This window comes from Nitrospira sp., assembly GCA_005116745.1.
In the GTDB taxonomy this organism is placed as follows: Bacteria; Nitrospirota; Nitrospiria; order Nitrospirales; family Nitrospiraceae; genus Nitrospira_D.
In genome coordinates, this window is record SWDS01000006.1 from 584,215 (window position 1) to 609,219 (window position 25,005).

Annotated in this window: 27 protein-coding genes and 1 tRNA gene; 20 read left to right on the forward strand and 8 right to left on the reverse strand. The window is 54.0% G+C overall.

Annotation, left to right across the window (positions count from 1 at the left end):
* The first annotated feature begins 91 nt into the window (after positions 1–91).
* Genes pheA through E8D52_08585 form a run of 11 tightly spaced genes read left to right on the forward strand, consistent with a single transcriptional unit; the run spans position 92 to position 10,971 of the window.
* Entirely contained in the window at positions 92–1,168 is a 1,077-nt protein-coding gene (gene pheA / locus E8D52_08535; protein ID TKB69014.1) for a prephenate dehydratase, read from the forward strand.
* 2 nt (positions 1,169–1,170) lie between these two features.
* Positions 1,171–2,268: a histidinol-phosphate transaminase gene (locus tag E8D52_08540; GenBank protein ID TKB69015.1), complete on the forward strand. Its 1,098-nt coding sequence runs from the start codon at positions 1,171–1,173 to the stop codon at positions 2,266–2,268.
* A 7-nt stretch (positions 2,269–2,275) separates the two neighbouring features.
* Positions 2,276–3,289, forward strand: a complete 1,014-nt coding sequence (gene aroF, locus E8D52_08545; protein TKB69016.1) for a 3-deoxy-7-phosphoheptulonate synthase — start codon at positions 2,276–2,278, stop codon at positions 3,287–3,289.
* A 7-nt stretch (positions 3,290–3,296) separates the two neighbouring features.
* Entirely contained in the window at positions 3,297–4,190 is an 894-nt protein-coding gene (locus E8D52_08550) for a prephenate dehydrogenase/arogenate dehydrogenase family protein (GenBank protein ID TKB69017.1), read from the forward strand.
* Entirely contained in the window at positions 4,187–5,509 is a 1,323-nt protein-coding gene (aroA, locus tag E8D52_08555; protein ID TKB69018.1) for a 3-phosphoshikimate 1-carboxyvinyltransferase, read from the forward strand. The genes E8D52_08550 and aroA overlap by 4 nt, the downstream gene beginning before the upstream one ends.
* 44 nt (positions 5,510–5,553) lie before the next feature.
* Positions 5,554–6,213, forward strand: coding sequence for a (d)CMP kinase (locus tag E8D52_08560; GenBank protein ID TKB69019.1), 660 nt, complete (start codon positions 5,554–5,556; stop codon positions 6,211–6,213).
* Positions 6,210–6,902, forward strand: a complete 693-nt coding sequence (locus E8D52_08565; GenBank protein ID TKB69020.1) for a 1-acyl-sn-glycerol-3-phosphate acyltransferase — start codon at positions 6,210–6,212, stop codon at positions 6,900–6,902. The genes E8D52_08560 and E8D52_08565 overlap by 4 nt, the downstream gene beginning before the upstream one ends.
* 56 nt (positions 6,903–6,958) lie before the next feature.
* Positions 6,959–8,674 (forward strand): 30S ribosomal protein S1, encoded by a 1,716-nt coding sequence (locus tag E8D52_08570; GenBank protein TKB69021.1) that lies wholly within the window; start codon positions 6,959–6,961, stop codon positions 8,672–8,674.
* 36 nt (positions 8,675–8,710) lie between these two features.
* The gene (gene sppA / locus E8D52_08575; GenBank protein ID TKB69022.1) at positions 8,711–9,613 is read left to right on the forward strand and encodes a signal peptide peptidase SppA; all 903 of its coding nucleotides are present in this window, start codon (positions 8,711–8,713) and stop codon (positions 9,611–9,613) included.
* A 48-nt stretch (positions 9,614–9,661) separates the two neighbouring features.
* Complete coding sequence (locus E8D52_08580; protein TKB69023.1) at positions 9,662–9,943, forward strand: integration host factor subunit beta; 282 nt, start codon at positions 9,662–9,664, stop codon at positions 9,941–9,943.
* Positions 9,944–9,969: 26 nt separating this feature from the next.
* Positions 9,970–10,971, forward strand: coding sequence for a hypothetical protein (locus tag E8D52_08585; protein ID TKB69024.1), 1,002 nt, complete (start codon positions 9,970–9,972; stop codon positions 10,969–10,971).
* A 77-nt stretch (positions 10,972–11,048) separates the two neighbouring features.
* Here the strand turns inward: E8D52_08585 and E8D52_08590 are convergent, their stop codons facing one another.
* Complete coding sequence (locus E8D52_08590; protein TKB69025.1) at positions 11,049–11,369, reverse strand: hypothetical protein; 321 nt, start codon at positions 11,367–11,369, stop codon at positions 11,049–11,051.
* Positions 11,370–11,449: 80 nt separating this feature from the next.
* Between E8D52_08590 and E8D52_08595 the strand changes: the two genes are divergently transcribed.
* From E8D52_08595 to E8D52_08605, 3 genes are all read left to right on the forward strand, one after another.
* Positions 11,450–12,757: a VCBS repeat-containing protein gene (locus E8D52_08595; protein ID TKB69026.1), complete on the forward strand. Its 1,308-nt coding sequence runs from the start codon at positions 11,450–11,452 to the stop codon at positions 12,755–12,757.
* A gap of 75 nt (positions 12,758–12,832) precedes the next feature.
* Positions 12,833–13,039 carry a hypothetical protein gene (locus E8D52_08600; protein ID TKB69027.1) on the forward strand — a complete coding sequence of 69 codons (207 nt, stop codon included), beginning with the start codon at positions 12,833–12,835 and terminating at the stop codon, positions 13,037–13,039.
* A 353-nt stretch (positions 13,040–13,392) separates the two neighbouring features.
* Positions 13,393–14,193, forward strand: a complete 801-nt coding sequence (locus E8D52_08605; GenBank protein ID TKB69028.1) for a D-alanyl-D-alanine carboxypeptidase — start codon at positions 13,393–13,395, stop codon at positions 14,191–14,193.
* 175 nt (positions 14,194–14,368) lie between these two features.
* Here E8D52_08605 and E8D52_08610 read toward each other — a convergent pair whose 3' ends face one another.
* The 7 genes from E8D52_08610 to E8D52_08640 all read right to left on the reverse strand — a co-directional run bounded on the left by E8D52_08610 (position 14,369) and on the right by E8D52_08640 (position 19,687).
* The gene (locus E8D52_08610; protein ID TKB69029.1) at positions 14,369–14,881 is read right to left on the reverse strand and encodes a hypothetical protein; all 513 of its coding nucleotides are present in this window, start codon (positions 14,879–14,881) and stop codon (positions 14,369–14,371) included.
* Positions 14,882–15,071: 190 nt separating this feature from the next.
* Entirely contained in the window at positions 15,072–15,365 is a 294-nt protein-coding gene (locus E8D52_08615; GenBank protein TKB69030.1) for a hypothetical protein, read from the reverse strand.
* Between the two features lie 115 nt (positions 15,366–15,480).
* Positions 15,481–16,731, reverse strand: coding sequence for a Glu/Leu/Phe/Val dehydrogenase (locus E8D52_08620; protein ID TKB69031.1), 1,251 nt, complete (start codon positions 16,729–16,731; stop codon positions 15,481–15,483).
* Positions 16,732–16,746: 15 nt separating this feature from the next.
* Positions 16,747–17,547: a lipoyl(octanoyl) transferase LipB gene (gene lipB / locus E8D52_08625; GenBank protein TKB69032.1), complete on the reverse strand. Its 801-nt coding sequence runs from the start codon at positions 17,545–17,547 to the stop codon at positions 16,747–16,749.
* 144 nt (positions 17,548–17,691) lie between these two features.
* On the reverse strand, positions 17,692–18,942 hold the full coding sequence (locus tag E8D52_08630; GenBank protein ID TKB69033.1) for a sigma-70 family RNA polymerase sigma factor: 1,251 nt from the start codon (positions 18,940–18,942) through the stop codon (positions 17,692–17,694).
* Between the two features lie 241 nt (positions 18,943–19,183).
* A complete protein-coding gene (locus tag E8D52_08635) occupies positions 19,184–19,465 on the reverse strand; it encodes a hypothetical protein (protein TKB69034.1) in 282 nt (93 codons plus the stop codon).
* A 33-nt stretch (positions 19,466–19,498) separates the two neighbouring features.
* Positions 19,499–19,687, reverse strand: coding sequence for a hypothetical protein (locus E8D52_08640; protein TKB69035.1), 189 nt, complete (start codon positions 19,685–19,687; stop codon positions 19,499–19,501).
* A gap of 137 nt (positions 19,688–19,824) precedes the next feature.
* On the opposite strand from E8D52_08640, the gene E8D52_08645 reads away from it, so the two are divergent.
* The 6 genes from E8D52_08645 (at position 19,825) to E8D52_08670 (ending at position 24,147) form a co-directional block, all read left to right on the forward strand.
* On the forward strand, positions 19,825–20,703 hold the full coding sequence (locus E8D52_08645) for a tRNA (adenine-N1)-methyltransferase (protein ID TKB69036.1): 879 nt from the start codon (positions 19,825–19,827) through the stop codon (positions 20,701–20,703).
* Entirely contained in the window at positions 20,700–21,461 is a 762-nt protein-coding gene (locus tag E8D52_08650) for an SDR family oxidoreductase (GenBank protein TKB69037.1), read from the forward strand. Before E8D52_08645 ends, E8D52_08650 begins: the two co-directional genes overlap by 4 nt.
* A 45-nt stretch (positions 21,462–21,506) precedes the next feature.
* A complete protein-coding gene (locus E8D52_08655) occupies positions 21,507–22,361 on the forward strand; it encodes a shikimate dehydrogenase (GenBank protein TKB69038.1) in 855 nt (284 codons plus the stop codon).
* Complete coding sequence (locus E8D52_08660) at positions 22,358–22,858, forward strand: shikimate kinase (protein TKB69039.1); 501 nt, start codon at positions 22,358–22,360, stop codon at positions 22,856–22,858. The genes E8D52_08655 and E8D52_08660 overlap by 4 nt, the downstream gene beginning before the upstream one ends.
* 64 nt (positions 22,859–22,922) lie before the next feature.
* Positions 22,923–22,999 (forward strand) — tRNA-Arg (locus tag E8D52_08665).
* A gap of 674 nt (positions 23,000–23,673) precedes the next feature.
* The gene (locus E8D52_08670) at positions 23,674–24,147 is read left to right on the forward strand and encodes a hypothetical protein (protein TKB69040.1); all 474 of its coding nucleotides are present in this window, start codon (positions 23,674–23,676) and stop codon (positions 24,145–24,147) included.
* The last annotated feature ends 858 nt before the right edge of the window (positions 24,148–25,005 follow it).

Genomic DNA, 25,005 nt, shown 5'->3' on the forward strand with positions numbered 1-25,005 from the left:
TGTAGAATTCCTGACTTGTTTCCATGATCTACTATCCCTGACGGGGATGGGAAATCCCTCATGCAAGTAGGTGTCCGAGGCGAGACTCAGCATGCCCAAAGATATGTCTGAATATCGTAAGGAAATCGATCGGATTGATGACGAAATCATTCGACTGCTCAATGAGCGGTCGAAGAGCGTCATCGAAATTGGAAGAATCAAGAAAGAAAAAAATGCTGATGCCAACCTCCATACTGCTGGGCGGGAGGCTGAGATCATCGAACGACTCACGAAACTCAACAGCGGCCCTTTCCCCAGCGAGGCCATCCGATCAGTCTATCGAGAAATCATGTCGGCTTCCTTGTCGCTTGAGTCTCCCCAGAAGGTCGCATATTTGGGACCACGAGCCACCTTTACGCACATGGCCTGCATGCAGAAATTCGGGTCGTCCGTCCAGTATGTGCCTGTCTACAGTATTAAAGAGGTCTTCAGCGAGGTTGAGCGAGGCCGGGCCAATTTCGGTGTAGTGCCAATCGAAAACACCACGGAGGGTGTCGTGAATCACACCCTCGACATGTTTATGGATTCCAACTTGCTGATCTATGGAGAGATTCTTCAGGAGGTCTCACACCACCTCCTCTCGAAATCTGGTCTTATCGAGGATGTGAAAAAAATCAATTCTCATCCACATGCCCTTGCGCAATGCCGAAACTGGCTCGAAACCAATCTTCCGCATGTGCCAGCGGTTGAAGTGGCAAGCACGGCGCGGGCTGCCGAGCTGTGTATCGATGAGCCCGCCTCGGCCGCTATTGCATCGGAATTGGCTAGCCAGCTTTATGGGCTGAAAGTCATTAAGGCCCGTATTGAGGATAACCTCAATAATGTCACCCGCTTTCTTATCCTGTCGCAGAGGCCGTCAGAGCGAACAGGGAAAGATAAGACGTCGGTGATGTTATCGGTGAAGGATAAAGTTGGCGCGCTCTATGATCTGCTCCGCCCGTTCGCTTCCCACGGCCTCAATATGACCAAGATAGAATCCCGTCCCTCCCAGCGCAAAGCGTGGGAGTATATTTTCTTTGTGGATGTTGAGGGACATAGAAGTGAGGAGCGCGTGAATAGAGCGATTGAAGAGGTGAAGGCCCGCTGCCTCTTTATGAAGATTTTAGGATCCTACCCGGTTCACGACTGACCATGACACTGCACGTCCATCCCGATATCCAATCTCTGAGCCCGTACGTTCCTGGCAAACCAATCGATGAGCTTCAGCGTGAGCTTGGGCTCACCCGCGTGATCAAACTTGCTTCCAATGAGAACCCGCTCGGCCCTTCACCGAAGGCCTTGGCCGCGTTGACCGGTGCGCAGGATATGCTGCATCGATATCCGGACGGTGGTGCCTATCAGCTTCGGCAGGGCCTTGCTGATCGGTGGAAAGTGGGACGTGAGCAAGTCATTTTGGGCAATGGCTCGGACGAGATCCTTGGGTTGTTGGCGAGAACGTTCTTGACGCCTGGCGATGAAGCCATCATGGCCGATCACACGTTCGTGATCTATAAGATGGAGGTCACCGCTGTCCACGGCAAACCGGTGGTCGTGCCTCTTGCCAATTGGACTCATGACCTTGCGTCGATGGTACGGGCTGTGACGCCGCGGACTCGATTGCTCTTTCTCTGCAATCCCAATAATCCCACCGGGACAATGGTCTCGGCGGACGCGGTCGATCGCCTCATGGCCAACGTGCCTAAGGATGTCATCGTAGTATTCGACGAAGCCTATTTCGAGTATGTCCGCAATCCGCAATTCCCCGATGCGCTGGCGTATGTGAAGCAGGGGAGGAACGCGATTATCTTGCGGACCTTCTCCAAGATCTATGGACTGGCGGGGCTACGAATTGGATACGGCATCAGCACACCCGAGGTGATCGACTTCCTGAATAGGATTCGGCCGCCATTCAATGCCAACAGTCTGGCTCAGAAGGCCGCGCTGGCTGCCTTGGGCGATGACGCGCATGTGGCCAAGAGCCGGGCCGTCAACGAGGCTGGGATGGCGCAGATGGAACAAGGGCTGCGCGCGCTCGGAATAACTTCGATCCCGAGTGAGGCAAACTTTCTCTACTTTGATGCGAAGCAGGATGGGCGACTGGTGTTCGACGCACTGCTGCGAAAGGGGATTATTGTGCGGCATATCGAAGGAGCGATGATTCGCGTCACCATCGGTCAACCGGACGAAAATGTTGCCTTCCTCCAAGCTCTCAAGAACATCTTGGATGGAGGCAGGGAAGAAATAGAGTGAGGGAATTATGATCATCGTCTTGAAACCAGAAGCTTCGGAAAGTGAAGTTGACCACATTATCGACCGACTGCGGGATCTGGGCTTAAAATCGCAAATCTCCACGGGCCAGGAACGCACCATTATCGGTGTCATCGGTGATGACCGAATCCTGCACAATCAGCCCTTAACGGCGCTCCCTGGGGTAGAAAGTGTTCTGCCGATCTTAGCACCGTGGAAACTGGTCAGCCGTGAGTTTAAGAAGGAAGCGACGATCATCGATGTCGGTGGTGTCAAAATCGGCGCCAAACAACTTGTCATTATGGCGGGACCCTGCGCAGTCGAGCGACTGGAGCTCACGGTTGGAATCGCACATGAAGTGAAGGCTTCTGGGGCCACGATTCTTCGTGGTGGAGCCTATAAGCCCAGAACGTCACCGTATTCCTTTCAAGGGTTGGGTCGTGAAGGGCTCGACTATTTGGTTGAAGCCAAGAAGCAAACGGGGTTGCCGGTTGTCAGTGAGATTCTTGATACCAGGGACATCGAGCTCTTTCTCGAGAAGGCGGACATTATTCAGATTGGCGCGCGGAACATGCAGAACTTCGAGCTCCTCAAGGAGGTCGGCGCGTACGACAAGCCGGTGCTCTTAAAGCGGGGCCTGTCGGCGACCATCAAGGAGTTTCTGCTGTCGGCCGAATACATCATGTCCCGCGGTAACCAGAACGTGATGTTATGCGAACGGGGCATCCGTACATTCGAAACGCAATATCGCAATACACTGGATCTCGCGGCTATTCCAACATTAAAAGAGCTCTCGCATCTCCCGGTCATCGTTGACCCCAGCCATGCTACGGGAAAGTGGGATCTCGTGGCTCCGATGTCAAAAGCGGCGGTCGCGGCCGGTGCTGATGGCCTGCTCATCGAAGTTCACTCGAACCCTGAGTGTGCGCTGTGTGATGGTGAAGAATCCATCAAGCCCTCGAAGTTCAAAGCCTTGATGGCTGATCTCAGGAAAATCGCGAAAGCTGTAGACAGAGAGCTGTAACGCCAGTATGGCCGTTCATTTCAAGCAGGTTGCCATCATTGGTGTGGGGTTGATCGGTGGATCACTCGGGATGATCCTCCGGAGGAAGGCCTTGGCTGATCACGTCGTCGGCGTCGGCCGGCGTGTCGAAAATCTCAAGACTGCGGTTGCGTTAGGTGCGATCGATCGATACGTGGCTGATCCTCAAGAGGGTGTGCGTGGAGCGGATTTAGTGGTGCTTGCGACACCGGTCGATACGTATGAGCGACATCTCCATGAATGGGCCCATTGCCTTGCTCCTACTGCGATCGTTAGTGATGTGGGCAGTGTGAAAGGCACCTTGGTTGAACAGTCAGAAGCGGCGATGCCGGCAGGCGTGCACTTTGTCGGGGCCCATCCCATCGCGGGAAAAGAAAAGACGGGAGTCGCGGCCGGGTCCGATCAACTGTTCACGGGCGCACGCTGTATTCTGACGCCAACAACACGAACCGATCCGGCGGCACTTGATCGGGTGAGGCAGCTGTGGGAAGAAGCCGGTTCGATTGTCTTAACGATGGATCCGCATCTGCACGACCAAATCCTGGGAGCCGTCAGTCATCTGCCCCATGTGGCCGCCTTTGCACTGATGAATGCCCTAGCCGAGCTTCGCGATCAGCAGGTCCCCTCATTGGATCTTGCCGGCCACTCCGGAGGAGGCTTACGGGATACGACCAGGATCGCCGCGAGTTCTCCGGAAATGTGGCGAGACATTTTCTTGTGGAATCCGGATAATGTCGTGTCCTATATCGACAGATATGTACGGGCCCTGGAAAACGTGAAGCAACTGATTAAAGATAGGGATGCTGCTGGAATCGAAAAGTTGCTCGAACGGGCCAAAGGCGAACGTGAGAAGTTGAATCGTCCCTCTCGGGGCCACTCATGACATCATTGACGATCACCCCGGGCCGGCCACTGAAGGGAACAACCACCGTTCCTGGTGACAAGTCGCTCACCCATCGGGCGATCATCCTCACCGCACTGGGAGAAGGGACGAGCACGGTTACGGGCTATTGCCAGGGAGAGGATTGTCTGAACACGATGAGGGCTCTTCAGGGAATGGGGATTCCTATTACCCAGACTCCGAGCGAATTGACCGTCTGTGGGAAGGGGTTTTGGGGGCTCTCTGAACCAACTGGCCCGATCGATTGCGGCAACTCTGGGACCGGCATCCGTCTGCTTACGGGCCTTCTGGCCGGACAAGATTTTTTCTCGATCCTCACGGGCGATGAATCGATCAGACGGCGTCCTATGGGCCGGGTCGTCAAGCCGCTGCGTGAGATGGGGGCGGCTATTGGAGGCCGTAAGGGAGGAGAGCTGGCGCCATTGGCGATTACAGGGACAGGCCTCCACGCCATTGAGTACACCTCCCCCGTGGCCAGCGCACAGATTAAGTCGTCGATCCTGCTCGCGGGCCTCTTTGCTCAAGGGGCGACCCGGTATCGGGAACCACGTCTCTCGCGAGACCATACTGAGCGGATGTTTCAGTTCTTCGGCATCCCTCTTGCCCGAGAAGACGGTGTGCTGGTCTTGCATGGACGACCATCGGTCGGATGGCGAGGCGTTCATGTGACCATTCCTGGTGATTTCTCGGCAGCCGCATTTCTCATCGTCGGCGCGACGATTGTACAGGGGTCTGATATCACCATTTACAATGTCGGCATGAATCCAACCAGAACCGGTCTCATTGATGTCATGAGGAAGATGGGAGCCGACATTCAGGTTCTGGGTTTGCGAGAAGCGGCTGGCGAACCGGTTGCGGATCTCCGCGTGAAGTCATCCGCGCTGAAAGGCGTGACCATCGGTCATGATCTTATCCCGAAGACGATCGATGAATTTCCCGTGCTGTGTGTGGCTGCTTCTGTGGCGGAGGGGGACACGGTGATTTCCGGAGCCGAGGAACTACGGGTCAAAGAGAGCGACCGAATTGCGACCATGAGTCGCGAGTTGCAGGCTATGGGAGCGCTTATCGAAGAACGGCCTGACGGGATGATCATCCGCGGATTAGGCCAAGGAGGAGAGAACGGCAGGCTGAACGCGGCGGGCAAGGCCCAAAGCCATGGAGACCATCGTGTGGCCATGTCTCTCGCCATCGGTGGGCTGACGGCGGAGCAGAGTATGACGATTGCTGATACGAGCTGCGTGGATACGTCATTTCCAAACTTTGAAAAGACACTCACCGATCTGTTGACCCAACCTGGGTGAGAGTGGTGGGACAAACGATACGGTTCGAGAAGTAAGGGGACTGAGTGATTATCGCGATTGATGGACCAGCAGGGGTGGGCAAGAGTACAGTAGCCAAATTATTGGCGGCTCGTCTTGGCTACCTCTACCTTGATACAGGGGCACTGTACCGAGCCCTCGCATGGAAAGCCTTGCAGTTGAGAATCCGTCCGACTGATCAGGTGCAGGTGACGACACTTCTCCCAGTCACCTCGATTCACATGCAGTTTCAACAGGGCCTGGTGCAGGTCTTGGTCGATGGCTTGGACGTGACAAGGGATCTTCGTACGCCCGAAGTCACGACGGCAGCTTCTATTGTGTCTGCTATCCCCGCCGTCCGTGAATGGCTGTTACCGATCCAGCGTCAGATCAGCCAACGAGGGTCAGTGGTTGCGGAGGGACGGGATATCGGCACAAAGGTGTTTCCCTCTGCACCGTTCAAGTTTTTCTTAGAGGCAGATGCGACGGTACGAGTCGCGCGACGACACCGTGAATTGGTTGCCGTGGGTCGTGGGGAGACGGTTGAAGCCACGTCTCAAGATCTGTCGGACCGAGACCAGCGCGATCGGACCCGTTCGATCGATCCATTGGTTCCAGCAGATGACGCACGATTCATCGATACGTCTACCCTGAGCCCTGATCAAGTAGTGGAGCAGATGATCGCGGCTATGTCGACCGGGTCGTGAGTGGGGTTCTCTACGGATGTCTGTGGGTGTTGGCGCGCGCCGTCAGCTGGATGTGCTTTCGGTATCGTGTCGAAGGTCAGGTTCCTCAGACCGGAGGGATGCTGATCGCGGCAAACCATGCCAGCTACCTCGATATTCCACTATTGGGCTGTGGGATGCGTCGGAGGGCCTGGTACTTGGGACGAAACGACTTGTTTCCGGTCCCGGTGTTGAACGGTCTGTTGCAGGCGTTGGGCTGGATACCGGTGAGGCTGGGACGTCTCGACCGAGAGGCGTTTGGGAAAGCGATCAACCTGATTCGAGCAGGGCATGTGGTGGTCATTTTTCCGGAAGGCGGTCGCAGCCATGATGGCCACCTCCGGCCTCCGAAAGCAGGTATCGGAGTGATTGTGTCCCAGACCGGGTGCCCAGTCGTTCCAGCCTATTTGAAAGGAACCTTTGACGTGCTGCCCATCGGGGCTCGCTGGCCTCGGTTGCGTCAGGTTACAGTACGATTTGGGGAACCCATTCAGTTCGAACCAGGAAAACAAAAAGAGAGGGCAGAAGCGAAACAGTTCTATCAACAGGTCAGCCGTACGGTGATCGAGCACATTGCAGCCTTAGGTCAAGTTCTTGCTCCAAAGGAGAAGGACGACCTGGCTCCCGACACACCCAACAGGCCAACCACCGACGCTCACAACGCTGAGTGAGCCCGGTGACTTCACCATCAGCACCCGACAATAGTCGGAAGAGGTAGGACGTTCATATGAGTACGGTATCCAACAGCAGTGACGCTCAGTTAGACCGCGATGCATTAGCCGCGTTATACGAAGAAACTTTTCGGAACCTTGAAGAAGGCACGATTACCGAGGGTCGGGTCGTGGCCCTGACCAAGGACAAGGTCGTCATCGATATCGGGTACAAATCAGAAGGTATGATTCCGACTGATCAGTTCTCTTCCGAGGAGCTTCAGAATCTTAAGATCAGTGACCGGGTCCAAGTCTATATCGAAGAATGTGAAGACGCAGACGGCAATCTTGTCCTTTCCAAGGAAAAAGCCGACAAGATGAAAATTTGGGAGGAACTCGAGACTCTCCACAAGGAAGAGAAGAGCATAGAAGGGAAGATTGTCTCACGCATCAAAGGCGGCATGATGGTCGATATTGGTGTCAAAGCGTTCTTGCCCGGCTCGCAAATCGATCTTCATCCAGTTCGTGATCTGGATGGGCTCGTTGGAAAGACCTTCCCCCTGAAGATCATCAAGATCAACCACCGGCGAGGGAATGTGGTCGTGTCAAGGCGTGTGTTGTTGGAAGAAACCAGGGATAAAAAGCGGCAGACAACGCTGGCTACGCTCAAGGAAGGACAACTCATCCAGGGGACCGTCAAAAACATCACCGACTACGGATCGTTCATTGATCTCGGCGGGATTGACGGGTTGTTGCACATCACCGACATGTCGTGGGGGCGAGTTGGACACCCATCGGAACTGTTTACGGTGGGAGATAAAGCCGAAGTCACCGTTCTGAAGTACGATCGCGAAACCGGTCGCATTTCTCTCGGGCTCAAGCAGAAGAGTGCGGATCCCTGGACCAATGTAGCCGGTAAGTATCCGATTGGCACCAGAGTCCGTGGTCGTGTGGTCAGTCTGACCGATTACGGAGCGTTCGTAGAGCTCGAGCCGGGTGTCGAGGGATTAGTGCACGTTTCCGAGATGTCGTGGACGCACGAAGTCCGACACCCATCGAGAGTCGTCGCGGTTGGTGATCAAGTGGAAGCCGCGGTGCTCAATGTCGACCCCGCGAGCCGCAAGATCTCATTAGGCATGAAACAAACGGCGCCCAATCCCTGGGACATGATCGAAGGCAAATATCCGGTCGGGACTCGTATTGAGGGAAAGGTAAAGAGCCTGACTGATTTCGGTGCCTTCATTGGACTTGAAGAGGGGATTGACGGGCTCATTCATATTTCCGACATGTCGTGGACGAAGCACATCAAGCATCCCTCTGAGTTGTTCAAAAAAGGACAAAAAGTGGAAGCGATTGTGTTACGTATCGACAAAGAAAAAGAACGGCTCTCGTTGGGCTATAAACAGTTGGCGCGTGATCCGTGGGATGAGGCGATTCCAGCGCGCTATCACATCGGGGATTCAGTGACCGGCAAGGTGTCGAAAGTCGCTGATTTTGGAATCTTTATCGAGTTGGACGCTGGGGTGGAAGGCTTAATCCATGTCAGCGAATCTGGTCTTGAACCCTCTGCGAAGCTCGAAGAAAAGTTTAAGTTGCAGGATGACGTGACGGCGAAGATAATCAAGGTCGATCGAGAGGAACGCAAAATCGCACTCAGTCTTCGGGACCATCAACAGGATTGGGAGCGTAAGCAGGTTGACGACTATCACTCAACACAAGGTGTGCTGGACCAGAGTCTGGGGCGGGCGGCCAAACAGAGCCGGAAGCGGTCGCAACCGGACGACCAAAACTAAGTCGATCGGTTTTGTGAACGATGTGGGATATGGTCAATGGCGGATGAAGTGACACCAGCGGAACAGCCTCCCAAACGCCATCTACTGCGGAAAGCCTTTTGGCTTTTCGCAGTAGGGCTGGGGGTCCTGATTCTGATCAATCTCTTGTTCCCCGACCTCGATTTATCCACTGAGGACCGCATCGCTCTGATTCGAGTTGAGGGAGTCATTTTGGACTCTCAGACGACCATTGGGGAGCTGAAGCGATTCAGCGAAAATCCTTCCATCAAGGCCATCGTCATTAGAATTGATAGTCCTGGAGGCGGCGTTGTGCCATCACAAGAGATTTATAATGCCGTCAAGCGGGTCAGAAGTAAGCACAACAAGGCGGTGATCGCGTCAATGGGAAGTGTCGCCGCATCGGGAGGATATTACATCGCTGCCGCAACGGATCGGATTGTGGCTAATCCTGGGACTCTGACCGGTAGTATCGGCGTCATCATGGAAACGGCCAATGTGGAAGGGTTACTCCAGAAGATCGGTGTGGAGGGGGTCGTCATTAAGAGCGGAAAGTATAAGGATGTCGGTTCTCCACTTCGTAAGATGAGTGCGGATGAAAGAGGCTTGTTGCAGGGCGTGATGGATGATGTCCATAAGCAGTTTATCGAGGCGGTAGCGGAAGGCCGTTCACTCGAACTCCGGGCTGCTCAAGCGCTGGCCGACGGTCGAATCTTTACCGGACGTCAGGCTAAGGAAGCCAAGCTGGTCGACGAACTCGGCGACTTGGAAGATGCCATTCAACTGGCTGCGGAAGTCGTCGGGATCGAAGGGGAACCGAAGGTCATCGAGCCTCGCCGTCGCTTTTCCCTTCGTGAAATTCTGGACTCGAAACTCAGCATGCTGTTCCCTAAGTTGGATGTTCAGCCGGGTGTGAATTTGAAGTATCTTATGGCCTTCTAGCTGTGGCCATGAAGGTGTGGCGGTTATCGCGGCGAAGGGAGGGTGGAGATGACCAAGGCGCAGATCATTGAGAAAGTTTCTGAGCAAGTCACCACGCTGACGAAGCGACAGGCCGAAGTAGTGATCAACACCATTTTCGATTGTGTCAGGGATTCGCTGAAAAATGGCGATAAAACTGAGATCCGTGGCTTCGGCAGCTTTCGTCTGCGGGCTCGTCGAATGAAAGAAGGGCGCAATCCAAAGACCGGAGAGACGGTTGCGGTACCGGCCAAGCGAGTCCCATTTTTCAAGGCCGGCAAAGAGCTGAAGGAATTGCTCAACCAACAGTAGCGATTGTCTGGTTGAAAGGGGAATCCATGTCGGTATCAGATTCTTCGCAGGCGAATACCACGGACGTCCGCTGGACTGACGGTGCTCTCAAACGCATGGAGCGCGCCCCAATATTTCTGCGTGGCATGGTCCGTCGCTTGGCTGAAACAAAAGCGCGAGAATTGGGGTACGAGGAAATCACCGAGGAGATTCTTGAGCAGTTTAAAGGACAGATGATGGGACGCATGGGCGGTGAGGCCGGCATGGCCTCCGCTGTCGATGAGATGGCTAATGGCCGCCTGCCATGGACTGCCGCCGCGAAGGAGCGGTTGGGTATGGTACCCGAGTTCATGCGCGCGATGATCAAGCAGATTGCGGAGGAAATTGCGAAGGAGCGGGGGCATCTCGAAGTGAATGTCGAGCTGTTTGAAAAAGTGGAAGCGCTTGGTGACCTCCGCGAGGAGAGCGGCCCCCCGATGGAATGGACCGAGGAAGCGGTGGCGCTACTGCAAGACAAGTTAAAGCACTCGCCGCCCATCGCAATGGACTTTGTGACGGATATGCTGAAACGAGATAGTGAGGATCTGGCCAGAGAACGGGGCCTCACCCGCATCGATGAACAGATCCTGCATGAACTCTGGGAAGCACCGCAGGAACGAATGGCATGGACGGATGAAGCCTGGAAGCGGCTTCAAACGTCTCCTGATTTTGTCCGTAGCGGTATCCGCAAAGCAGCCGAACGGCGTGCACGCAAGTTGGGGTTGAAAGAAGTTGACTCAGACCATTTGACGACATTTCGGAATCAGGCGATGATGAAAGCCGTCAAGCGCATCCGCTCGTTCGGCTATCATGAATTGACGTTCGATGCCTTTGAAACCGCTCTCCAGAAAACCAAGCGTTTGCAGGGGAATGATCAGGCGGAGAAACGTCTTCAGGAAATCCGTGGACACTTTGCCGACCCGTCGACAAAGAAACCTGACGGCAGGACTCTGGGAGCCGATCTCATGGAGCGTTTCCGCAGCTATCTCAAAGGCGAGGGAACACTCTAATCAGACGAAGCTTCTCGTCCGTCAATTCCAACGTGTTCCCCGGAAATACACAACCAATTCGTATCGAAGATTCTCTTCTAATGGGCTCCCACCTGCTGGGGCCAAAACTTGTGCCGAATTTGCGGGAGCGGTTCGTTGTCTAAATTGGGAATGTCGTAGAGACAACGATCAATCATCGAAACTTCGTCTTCGGTTAAGGGTAGCGTCACCTTCTTCTTCCAGAACTGATCAAGCGTAAAATAATCCGCCGATTGCGGCTTCTCCGCCAACAGCTCCTGCATTTTTTTGAAGCCCAGGGTATCAACGCCAGGGATACGCCCCTTGTTTCGATCATGACACCAGTTGAGAACTTCGGCAATCCCGTACATCGTGATATCAACGTTCACAATTTTGCTCATAATCTTCCTCCTAAAAGTAACGTCGCATCATAACGTAAGCGGCAGGCAAAATTCAAAGGCTGATGACGGCTTGCTGAAGATTGCGAGTGGGAAGACCGCCTCTGTATACTGGGCCTTTTGATTCGACCATCATAGGCCCATTGGGCGAGCAGAGTTCGGGTATCGGAGACGATGTGACGATTGATATCGAACGGAAACCCTATGCAGCCAGGCCGTTTCTTTCCCTGCTATGGCTGTTCCTTCTCATTGGGCATGTTCTGTGGGCCTGTTCCAAAAGCGATCCGTATAACCCACCTGATCCTTTTTATTATTTTGCCAGCTACAAGGTCGGTAAGAATCCAACCACGATTGTCGCCGAGGACCTCAATCATGACTCGTTCACCGATCTGGTCACCACCAATATTGCGAGTAATACCCTCTCGATCCTGTTAGGGAATGGAGATGGGACATTCAGAGATCAGATCCAGCTGAATGTCTGTCAGGAACCACGTTCCCTCGTGATGGGCAACTTCAATCAGGACCGACATGCTGATGTGGCCTTGGCGTGCTCCGGTGGCGACGAAATCATGATCTTGCTCGGGCATGGAGATGGCAAGTTTGAAGAGGGACCACGTTATCCGGTCCATCGTGCACCCATTGCACTGGCCGCCAACGATATCAACCGCGACCATCATACGGATCTTGTCGTTGCTCTACGGAACGACAAAGTCAAAATTTTTCTAGGGAACGGGACCGGTGAATTTCGACACGGGGTTCAGTACGAACATGGAGATACTCCCACATCCGTTGCCCTCTCCGATCTTGATGCCGATGGGAAGCTAGACATGGTGGTGACGAATGGAGGCCCGATGTCGAATGCCGTCTCCATTTGGCTCGGGAATGGCGACGGTTCTTTTCGGGAGCCCACAGACTATTCGACAGGCCGTCGACCTCTTGGCGTAAGTTTTGCCGACTTCAATAACGATCATCACAGAGATCTACTGGTCATCAACGGAGAGAAGGACAGCTTCACGACATTTCTTGGAAACGGCAACGCGACATTCCGATCCGGTAAGGATTCCGGGGCTGATGCCGGTCCGAACTTTGGGTTGGCGAGAGATTTCAATGGCGATAGGATCGAGGATGTCGCGATCGTCAATCTCCAGTCCAATGACTTGTCGATCTTATTCGGGAAAGGCGATGGGACCTTCCATTACCCACCGAGAAATTACCGCACGAAGTCCGGTCCGTTTGCTCTTTCGTCCTTTCATGTCATAACCTCTGCGCTGGAAGAACCGGGGCTGGCCATCGCCGATAACGGGAGTGGCAGCGTCTCGATCTTTCTTCACCGTGGACTCAAATCCGTTGCGACATCGAAGGCACGAGAGTCGGACGCGAGCAATCACTGACTATTCTTGACAGCCAGGAGGGCCTTCGCTAGAGTTGCCGGTGAGGAAAACTGCCCGCGATTATCAGGCATTACGATGGCGTTTCGATCCTTTGCATGGTGGTTCATGATTGGGGCTCTCTTGACCCTTTCCGTCCTGATGGTGCAGGGTGGGGTTCGGGATTTGTGGGAAGGGACTCAACCGGCTGGGGGCACCAATGTCTTGGTGTACTTTGGCACGACGCTCCTGGGCGGTGGCTTGCTCGCCGGATGCGTCGCGCTCATCATGAATCGCATTCGGTAATCGGAGAGAACGGGACATGTATGGAGTGCCTCAAGTGCAAGGGATTTATGCTGGTGGAGCGTCATTATACCCTCGTCAATCGGCGGATATACGCGCGCTGTCTCAATTGCGGGTTTTGGATTGATCTGGCGGACCTGCTCCGGTTTTTCCATAAAGTGATTGATAGTGGACGGAAAGGTGATAAAGTGCGTGAATCCTTCATTTTCTAGAAGAGGCGGTCTTTTGTGGCTCAGCACGACCCTATCTCGCCCGACGATCATAGACAGAGTTGGGGTCTGATCCTTCCTCGCCTTGCACTAAGTTCGGTCGTTTTTCTTTCGTTGCTCATACTCACCATATGTCCGGCTTCAGGGATGGAGGACTATTCTAGGACGCGAGCCACGCATCCTGTCAGCTATGTTCCACAACCCCTCCCCTGGAAGCGAATTCCAGCGCACAGTATTCTCCTAAAGGAATTGCGATCGGGTCGCATCCTGTACGAGTACGAGGTGGGGAAACGTCTCTCGCCGGCCAGTCTCACCAAGATTATGTCGACGCTGATCATCCTTGAGAAAGGCCGCCTCAATGATCTGGCCACCGTGAGCCGGAATGCGGCGAGGGCCCCCAAGACTCACTTGCGACTCAAGGTTGGAGAAGTCTTTCGCCTTGGGGATTTGCTCAAGGCGATGATGATGGTCTCAGCCAATGACGCCTGCCTGGCGGCTGTCGAGCATGTCGGCGGCGATGAAGAGCAGTTTGTAAAATTGATGAATGCCAAGGCTGTGGCACTTGGACTATCCGGCACGCATTTCAGCAACGGGTGCGGGTTCGACGGCCCAGATCATTACTCGACAGCTGAAGATCTGGCAGCACTCAGTGAAGTGGCGATGCGAAACGCGGTGTTCCGAGACCTTGTCAGAGAGGAACGTGAAATTATCACACCGGTTAGTGGATATCGCGCCTACGTCCTGCATAACACAAATCGTTTACTCGGCCGCATTCCCGGTGTGGTAGGGGTGAAGACCGGATTCACTTCCAAAGCCGGTCGATGCCTTATCGCGAAGGTTTCTCAAAATGGCAGCGATCTGCTTCTCGTGATCCTGAATTCCAATCGTCGGTGGAATACCGCAAAAAGCCTCATCGATTACGGGTTTCGTCTCACAACCCCTCAATAGCAGCCTCCAGCTCTCATTCTTGGCAGATCTACTCACCGAGTGAGCAGGGATAGCGGCTAGTACCATTCTGCTTGTCGGCCTGTGCTGGTGAGCCTGTTTCAGAGTGTGCAGGTGAGAACTCTTATCGATGATTCAAGATGGATTTCCCTAGACCTGACTCCATGTTTTGGCTGAATTACCGTGGGGCAGCAAACTCGATGTTGATATCTTTCCCAAGGTAGTTCACTTGGAAACCCTGCTTATCGTAGGCCATGACGGCGCCCATGACGTTTTCATCACCATACTCCTCTTGGCCTAACACCTTTCTGATCTCTTCGGGGCTCTCACTATTGAGCACGTTACGAAAGATGCCTCTGGTCTTATACGTGAATCGATTATTGATGAACAGAAGATCAACTCTTCCGTCCTGAATACGCACTCCAGCCATTGGACCGGTTGGCTTTCGTTGATCGAGCAGGAAGATGAACGCCGCTTCCTGCTCAACCTTGACTCCGGAAATCTTTTCAGTGACGAGCGTTTCAATGACTTTGGATTCTGAGTCTCCGAGTTTGACGCCGAACAGCGAGATCTCGGTGCTCGAAATGGCCTTTGGCTCCATAACATCGTTCTTGCTTAACTCGTACGGCTCGGCATGAGCTGAGCCAAGCACTACGAGGACGCTCGCCAGCAGAATGATAACTCTTCGCATGACTCGCTCTTTCATCATTGGTGTTTGGCGTTTCTTCTCTATGTGGTCGTGATTGATCAGAATGGGTGAACCGGTAGAATCTGAAAAAGCATATGACACATTGTAGCCAAGAGCCTTCGGACCTGCAAGAAACAGGACACACGAGCCACCGTTGGATAGGGACTCGTCGGGTGGAGGCGATGCTCTTGCCTCATGATCGTGGCTCATCGCCCAGCAACATCGCGCCGAGTTCGCGAAGCCGGAAAAAGTAGATTTTGGATTCGCTATCCAATATCTCCGTCAGCTCATCGAGATCTCCCAAGCAGTCTTTCACGATGGCCACTCGCTGAGCGTCAAGGCCCTCGGCGGTATCGAGGTAGAAGACCACACAGCCACTGATAACTGTGTCGATCGTCATCAACTGTCCTTGGTGTGGGCTTGAAAACTGAGGCCAACCGGTGGCGCAATGCTGCTTCCACGCTGTTGCAATCTTGTTTCGATTCATGAGGTATTTCTAACCCTCCTCTGCCACGAAAGCCAGCAGCCTAGCGCAGGCGCGTGCAGAGGAGCAAGTATACAGACACGAGGTCGCAATGGAACAGCGTGGAGAAATCCCAGGGTCAGGGGTATAGCCCACGCTGGAGATGTGCTTGGGCGACCTGGTCAATGCCACTCATGAGCGCGGCCATGCGCATGGACACTCGGCGTTCGCTCGAAAAATGAAGTGTGCGCTGAAAGGCGGACGTGATGATATCTTGCAGCCGATTCTGGATATCTGTTGCGCTCCAGAAAAATCGCTGCAGGTCCTGCACCCATTCGAAGTACGAGACGATGACGCCGCCTGAGTTTGCGAGGATATCGGGGATCACGAAGATACCCTTGTCTGCGAGGATGCGGTCGGCTTCCAGAGTCGTCGGACCGTTTGCCCCTTCAGACAAGATTCGACACCTCAGGGAATTCGCATTTTTAGCCGTGATCTGCTCGGATAGGGCGGCGGGCACGAGTATGGTGCAGTCTAATCGGAGTAATTCTTCACTCGTGATCGCGTCCCCAAGTTTGGTTTCATGCAGCGGCTGGCTGGGGTCGCGTCGAAGGAGCGCTGTGATATCCAATCCCTTGTTGCTGTAGAGACCTCCGTTGACGTCACTGACAGCAATGATCCGTGCACCGTGCTCGTGCATGATGCGGGCCGTGTGTGAGCCGACATTTCCAAATCCTTGAATCGCCACGGTGGCACCGTCGATTGACAACTTGAGGTGACGCAGCACCTCGTGCGTCACATAGACGACTCCGCGTCCCGTCGCTTCTTCACGGCCCAGGCTTCCCCCGATCGACAGCGGTTTGCCGGTCACGACGCCAGGAACAGCGTAGCCAACCTGCTGGCTGTATGTGTCCATCATCCATGCCATGATCTGGGCATCGGTCCCGACATCGGGGGCCGGGATATCCTTGTCTGGACCGATCAGTGGGAAAATCTCCGCAGCATATCGTCGTGTCAGCCGCTGTAATTCAGCTGGGGACAGTTGTTTCGGGGCGACTGCGACTCCGCCTTTTGCGCCGCCGTACGGTAATCCGGCCAGCGCACATTTCCATGTCATCCACATTGCAAGAGCAGCCACTTCACCGAGGTTCACGTCGGGATGGTAACGGACGCCACCTTTGGAGGGGCCGCGAGAAGAATCGTGTTGAACACGATAACCCGTAAAGACTTCGACCCGTCCGTCGTCCATCCGGACTGGGAGGCTGACTACAAGGGAGCGTTGGGGTAGTTTCAGTCGTTCACGGAGGTTTGGGTCAAGCCCCATGGCCTCCGCCGCCTGATCGAACTGAGCCACCGCCAAGCGAAACGTCGGGGTGTCGAGTTCCTGCATCGTGGTCCCTCCTAGCTATCGGATGGATGTTTGTCTATCCGTGTCGAGTCCAGTAGGCCAATCGAGATGGAGCATCCTGCGACAGAGCTGCGCGAGCTCCTGTTTGACGGGATCAAGGGAGATCGCTTTTTGGCACACCGCTGCCATGGAGGTTATTCGGCAGTCGGAGAACCCACAGGGATGGATTTGATGGAACGGTGTCACGTCCAGATCCACGTTGATCGCACACCCATGGAGCGTCACACCGTGCTCGATGCGGATGCCGATGAAAGCAATTTTTTCAGGGGTTGGAGTCATGACCCAAATGCCGGGTTTACCAGGGATGCGATGGCCGGTGATGTTCCAGCAGCTCAGCAATTGAACGATGATTTCTTCAAGTAACCAGACCAATTGCCTTGGACCCGTGGCATGCCGATCAAGCTTGAGTACGGGGTAGACCACAATCTGTCCTGGGCCGTGAAACGTAATGGACCCCCCACGATTGACATGGTGGAGTTCTATCCCGTGTTCACATAAGAGCGAGGCATTGCCTCCCCAGTGCGATGCGGTGGTACTTCGCCCCAAGGTATAAACAGGGCGATGTTCAAGAATCAAGACGGTGTCCGGTACCTGATTACGGACCCGCTCCTCGTGCAAGCGAGACTGAAGCTCCCATGCATGAAGATAGGGAACTGGATCTGAAAAGACTCGAACAGCCTCTGCGTATGGATAGGGAACATCCGGAGCTGGAGCGGTGATGGCATCGGGATAGTTCACTGGGGCACTCGGTGGAAGAGGTGAGTTGAGCTCTCGATGAGAAACGATTGCGTATCCCAGCGTCTGTTATTAAGGGGGGCAGCTGGACTAGGGAGAAGACATGTGTGCATGGGGTGCACATTGTCGCATAACGACCCATGCAGTTGAAAGTTGCGTGTCGACGGTCATGAATCTGGCCGTCGACACGAGGAGAGTAAGCAGGCGCTATCTGATGGCGACGAAGAGTTCTTTAATCTCCGGGGTCTTCAGTTTCTTCAGCGCTTTGGCTTCAATTTGGCGGATACGCTCGCGTGTCACGGACAAACTTTGACCAACTTGCTCCAGGGTGCTGGCTTCATCGTAGCCGATCCCGAACCGGAGTCTGATGACGGTTTGCTCGCGGGGCGTCAAGGTGCTTAGGATTCGGTCGAGTTGATCGGTCAACTCCACCCGATGGACATGGGCATCGGGTGGAACGGCCTGCTGGTCTGGAATCATGTCGCCAAACTGTGTCTCTCCGTCACCAATGGGGGCCTCTAAGGCTATGGGTTCCTGAAACGCCTGCATGGTATCGCGGAGCCTTTCTGGCCTCATGCGCAGCACATGAGCAATCTCTTCTAACCGAGCGGGCCGCCCGAATTGCTGCCCAAGTTTCCGCGTGACGCGGAGGACTCGATGTGATGCTTCGGTCTGGTGCACTGGAATCCGAATCGTTCTCGATTGATCCGCAATTGCGCGGGTGATGCCTTGTCGAATCCACCACGTCGCGTAGGTGCTGAATTTGAATCCTTTCCGATACTGATATCGTTCGGCCGCTTTCATCAGGCCGATGTTGCCCTCCTGCACGAGATCCAGCAAGCTCAATCCCCGTCCGGTGTAATGCTTGGCAACATCGACGACCAAACGCAAGTTATGCCGTACGAGCTCATCCTTCCCTTGCTCTAGGATGATCCTGGCGGATCGGATTTCATCAAGCGATGCTTTCAGTTGCCTTATCGTCGTTGCGGCAGGTCTGAGATCTGGGTCTGACGGACTCAGGGCGGTGCCTAAAGCCTTCTCCGCATCGTCCAATGCGGTGGCTGAAAACCCGCTCAATCGTCTGACGACTTGAAGCATTTTTACGGTGTCTGTACAGATAGACGTACGCTTGGACTTGAGAAGCACCTTCACCGCTTGCCGCAGCGTAGTCCGAATGCGTCGTGTCCCATGGTCTACACGCCTGGCAATCGTGACCTCTTCTTCTCGCGTCAAGAGTCTGCGTTCGCCGAATGACCGGAAGTACAACGATTCCAAGAAAAATGGGCTGGTCCCCGGGCTTGGACGCATAACCGGTTGGGGCTTCCCATCCGCTTCGGATTCCTCAGTTTCGACACGACCAATCATCCCCAATATGCCACTTGCATTCGCATCATCGGCATCGGGGGCGAACCTTGTCCGTATATCTAGTCCCTCAGAGGATCGAAGCTCTTCTTTCATCGTGTCACCCCTTGCTCTGGTTGAATATCACTCACCATGGTTAGAGTCCTATTGAGCCAAGAAGATTCACCGAATTATTCCCGGTGTATCCCTTCTACAAGGCAAAAGGGATGCCGAATCGAAGATGAGAACCTGTCGGTGTAATCAGCTCGAAAAATCAGAAAGATTAGTGTTGGCTAATGAGAGAACGAAGGAACAAATGTCGCACTTATGCGGCATGTATGTAGAATTGGCACCACGATCAGACTGAAATGCCACACCATTTCGGTAGCAATCTCTTTATAAACGGGGCAAGCGTATTGATTCGAATTTGAAAGATCGTAGGCGAGTTCTTCTCAGCCGCAATCTCGACGAGTGTCTGGAGATATCGCAGCTGCAGTGCAGTAGGGTTTTGACTGATCGCATCCGCCAGTTTCTGCGCGGCTTGAAATTCCCCTTCCGCATAGATAATTTTGGCTCGACGTTTCCGCTCGGCTTCCTCTTGCCGGGCAATCGCACGTTGCATGTCTTGAGGAATATCCACATTCTTTACCTCGACAGCAGCAACCGTGACTCCTCATGGTTTGGTCTGTTGATCGATAATTCTCTGCAGCTCGGCATTGATGTCGTCGCGCTTCGACAGCAGATCGTCGAACTGGTTTTGCCCGAACATGAGCATCAGGTACAGGGAGATGACGGCAACTCTCATCGCCGCGGCGAGAATCTGTCTGTGTAGAGCTCTATACAGAAACACGATGCCACGCATTGTGAACTCCATGCGCACAAGGCCTAAAATCGCCGAAGGGATGAACAACGGGTAGATCGATAAATTCCACTTTCTTCTGTTGTCGTGAAATGGCCGTTGGTTGCAAACTCCGGAACGAACCCCCTAGAATGCGCGGCATGTCTCAATTATCAAGCGGCGAACGCATTCATCTTGTCGATCACAAAAGGCGCCAGTATGCCCTTACGTTGAAGGCGGGCGAAACCTATCAATTTAGTGGTCAGAAGATCGCTCACGACACGATTATCGGGCGGCCGGATGGGACCATTGTCGTTCTCTCGGGCGGGAAGAAGATGTTGGCTGTCCGGCCTACTTTTGGAGACTACGTGCTGAAAATGCCGCGGGGCGCTCAAGTGCTCTATCCGAAAGACCTCGCGCTGATTCCCATGTGGGCGGATGTCTATCCGGGTGCACGGGTGTTCGAGTCCGGAACCGGTTCGGGCGCGCTGACCATGGCGCTGTTACGAGCGGTAGGGCCGCGAGGGTTAGTGGTAACCTATGAGATGCGGGAAGATTTTGCCCGCACTGCACTGCTGAACGTCGATCGCTATATGGGGCCCGTCCCCAACCTGACGGCATTGCGGAAGAATACCTATGAAGGTATTGATCTACTTGACGATGGAATTCCCTTCGACCGTGTCGTGCTCGATTTACCTGAGCCCTGGCAGGTGGTCCCCCATGCAGCCACCGCGCTGCGATCTGGTGGGATCTATCTGAGTTTTGTCCCCACCGTACCCCAAGTCGTACAAACGGTTGAGGCGCTTGAACGGGCAACGGTATTCGGGATGATCGAAACGTTTGAAACGCTGCTCCGAACCTGGTCTGTGCAGGGCAGGAGCGTGCGGCCTGATCATCGCATGGTCGCCCATTCTGGATTCATCACCGTAGCCCGAAAAGTGGAGCCAGGGCTGCTCCGTTCGTTGGTTGGGAAAGAGGCTCCTCCAGACGGAGACCGGGAAGGTCTGTCCGATGAAGCAGAAGAGGAGCTGAACGCATGAATAGATTGGAAGGCAAGGTAGCCGTGGTGACGGGAGGCAATGCTGGAATCGGCGAAGCGATCGCGAAACGTTTTGCCGAGGAGGGAGCATCGGTTGTCATTACGGGACGTCGGCAACAGGAAGTGGATCGTGTGGCCAGTGTGATTCGACATAACAAGGGAAAAGTACTCGGAGTTGCTGGTTCAGTAACGGACGAAACTCATGTACTGGATGTTGTCCGTCGAACGATCGATAGCTTTGGGCGGATCGACATTCTGGTCAACAACGCGGGGATCGGTGAGTTTGGGAAGCGGCTCCACGAAACTGATGATGCCGTTTGGGCAAACGTACTGGATATCAACTTAACCGGGGTCTTCCGCATGACACGAGCCGTCATCCCCCACATGGTGAAACAAGGACGAGGCTCGATCGTGAATATCTCGTCCATTGCTAGCTTAGTCGGTCTCTCCGGCTTAGCTGCCTATACGGCATCCAAAGGGGCGCTTGACGCCTTGACGCGCGCACTGGCTGTCGAATATGCGAAGGAAGGAATTCGTTGTAATGTGGTGAACCCTGGTCTCATCGATACGCCTATGGCGGCCCCCTTGATGGCTAATCCAGATATGCTCCAGCCCATTCTGGCCCAATATGCGATACGTCGTCCTGGGACACCAGAAGAAGTGGCGAATCTGGTTCTGTATCTGGCCTCAGATGAAGCAGCCTGGATGACTGGGGCGACCATTCCTATTGATGGGGGGATGACCGTCTATAAAGGGTAGTGGTTGCGGCAACGAGCGATGGCGGTTTTCGTGCTAGATGAAGAAATGGATATTGATACTCGGACACAGTTTTGCGGAGTGATTGGCAATCCGGTCGGGCATTCACTGTCGCCAGCTATCCACAATGCGGCGTTCCGCAAATTGGGGCTCAACTTTGTCTATCTCGCCTGGCACGTGGAAGCGATTGGTGAGGCCATCAAAGGGCTCCGTGCACTGGGAAACTTTCGCGGAGCGAGCGTCACGATTCCTCACAAAGTGGCAGCTATACCATTTCTTGATCATGTGGAGACGACGGCCCAAAAGATCGGTGCGATCAACACCATTGTAGCTGAAAAGGGCGAACTCACTGGGTACAACACGGACGCGACAGGTGCTCTGAGGGCTTTGAAGATGGGCGGAGTTGCGCTAACGGGCAAACGCATCGTCGTTCTCGGTTCGGGAGGTGCCGCCCGAGCAATCGCCTTCGCACTGGCCGCTGAGTCCGGTGCAGAGAAATTGACCTTGCTGGGGATTGAGGATGCGGAGCGGACTCGCTTAGCTCAGGATATTCGTTCCACGACAGTGGTGACGGTAGAGGATTCGTATCTGGATGAGTCCACCCTTCGTCGGGTTCTTCCTGCTGCGCACATACTTATTCATTGTACTCCGGTCGGGATGTCTCCGAAAGTCGAGGCTACCTGTGTTCCTGCCTCGCTCCTCCATCCCGACCTGGCTGTCATGGATATTGTCTACAACCCACTCGAAACCAGATTGCTCAAGGATGCGAAGCATGTAGGGTGTAAGACGATTCCGGGATTGGAAATGTTCCTTAATCAGGCAATTGCTCAATTTGAGCTATGGACTGATCAGTCTGCTCCGGTTGACGTGATGCGCCAGGTCTTGGAGTCTCATTTTCGATGAATGTGGTGCTCATTGGCTATCGAGGTACGGGAAAGAGCACAGTTGGAAAGCTTGTGGCGGAGCGACTTGGACGTGTCCTAGTTTCGACCGATGCGGAGATTGTGAAATCGGCCGTCCAAAGCATTCCTGAGATCGTTGAACAGCATGGGTGGGAGTACTTTCGTGATCTCGAAACAAAGATTTGCCAGGATCTAGCGGGCCGGGATGGGGTCGTGATCGATACTGGCGGGGGCGCGATCCTTCGATCGCAAAATGTCGAGGGGCTGAAACGCACAGGGAAGCTGTTCTGGCTGACTGCCCCAGTTGAGACCATTGCCAGGCGAATTGGGGCGGATACACAAAGACCATCTCTCACTGGAACGAAGTCGTTTCTTGACGAGATTCAAGATGTGCTTCGTGAACGGACGCCGAAGTATCAAGCTGCTGCTGATTACATCATTGAGACCGATGGAAAATCTGCCACGCAAGTTGCTGATGAGATTCTGGCACGACTCTAGTTGCCTTGGTAGACTCTCTGAACCTTGACAAGTCTCGTCCTAACGTGATTCATGTACTCCTGCTGCGCCCGTAGCTCAGTTGGATAGAGCGCCGGGCTTCGAACCCGTAGGTCGCAGGTTCAATTCCTGCCGGGCGCACCAATAATTCAACAAGTTACCGGATCTTCCCGAGTTGCCCTGCCACGTTGATTGCACGGGGGCGGCAAGCCCCTAACCCAGAGTAAGGAGACTGATTCGTCGAGCCTGCCGATATCATGATCGAGCTGTGCCCCTTCGCTTGCTTCCCGAAAACCAGGTTTGCTCTTTACTGAAGCAACGCACGAGCTAAGTGATGGTTGAGATCGATTTCTTATTGCCCAGTCTGGGTAAGACCATCCAAGCACTGAATGGAGTGCAGATCAGGTTCGGTCATGCTGAACATCGATTCTTGCAGAGCCTATTCTCTGTGAGCACGACTGCTGTATCGGACCTGGATGGAAGTTATTCCCCGCGTAAGCCGCATCTGCAGACGGGCGTTGGGAACTCATCTGAATATTGGTCAGATCAAGAGTAGATTCAAGATCGTATTTCGCGTCACAGTCTTGTGAGGTGGCAACATGATGATGAAGTGCCAGGTTGGGAGGCTAGGTGTCTCTATCATCTTCGTCCTGATGACGAGTCTGCCGAGTGCATGGGCGATATCGAATGATGCACCCGGCACAGATGGACCCTCGTTGGAGGAGACGGTCGCATTTATCAAAGATACGTGGGAAGCATGTGGAACAATGCACAGTGGTTTGCAACGTATGATCGCTAAGGACGGATCCCTCTGGCATATGGATAGAATGGCGAAGGTCGATGTGGTAGTGACACCTCCATCAGCTCTCAAAATTGTGACACGTTTCAATGAACACAGGAAGTTGAGCGGCATATTCGGGCTTCAATCACCCGTAGAAAGGATTCAGGAGTTTGACTTGAACGCATTGTCTCCAAGCGTGAGTTCCGAGCAGGAGGGTGAAACTGCGAACCTCTATGGAGTTCGATTGCGTTGTGCGCGGGGGGCCTGCATGAACGAATGGCTGGCGTCTCTCGCAATATCAGGCAAACCCGTACACGAACTAAAAACCGGAAAATTAGTCGTGACGAGTCTCGAGGAGCTTGTCTATGAGGATCGCGCCCCTAAAGACAAACCTGGAGAAAGAAAGGGGGAAATTTACATTCCCGTCTGTGACATGGCATCTCTAGACAGCCTCTCCAAAGCCTTTCGCCACGCCATCATCAAAGCTGGCGGGAAGAAGCCGCTGTTTTAGGGTGTAGCGTGGACAAGATGGGGAAAGACGTGAATCGTTGAGGATTTAGAGGAGCATGTCTCCTGAGCAGAGTGCCGTCCTGATCGAAGCTGGATTACAAAGTTTTCCCGCCGTTCATTCCCGATAGCCGCAGGGGTGCGGCATTCCCGCCTTGCTGTTCATTCATCCGTCTGTGAAGCCTTCCAAGTGAGTGCGATTTTGGTGGATGAATCGCCTCGGTAGGGCGTCGAGCCAGTAGGCTGTTGGCCCGATCCTTGCCGACTTGGATGTCCTGTTTGATTTGATGTCTATGTCTATAATTTACAATGAGTTAGATGCATGTGAGGTCCGTCGGTCATTCCGCAAAAGCTGGATAGAACCGTGATGGAAGTTCATCTACTATGACATCTATGCGTAAAAGAGGTTATCCCGGGCCGTGGTTTAGCCGATATAGAACGCGGGCAACGTTTGGAGCGGTATACTCTGAACAGAAGAAGCGGTGTGCTTGGACCAGAGAATGCCCCTGTTGTAGAAGACCGCTTGAGAAGATGGACCCGGCGAGTCCCTGGGTTTGTGAATGTGGATGGCGCAGTCAATGAATCGAGCAAGCAGAGGGAGGTACTATGATCCCCATTTTGCACGACATGAGAGCAGCATTTTTCCTCGTGATTGCACTAGCCATGCTGGTGTTGATCGGTGCGATGGCTGGGTTAGGAGCAGTCTTGCAACCGATCCGTTGGTCTGATCGGAAAGGATCCCGCTGAGCAAGAGAGGGGGCTGTCCGTTTAAGCTACCAGTGGTGCTTGATCGGCCTCTTTTTTCTCTCCTTCTCATGTTTCTCGGATTCTTGCTGGCCCAATTGTAGTTCTCTGTCTAGTC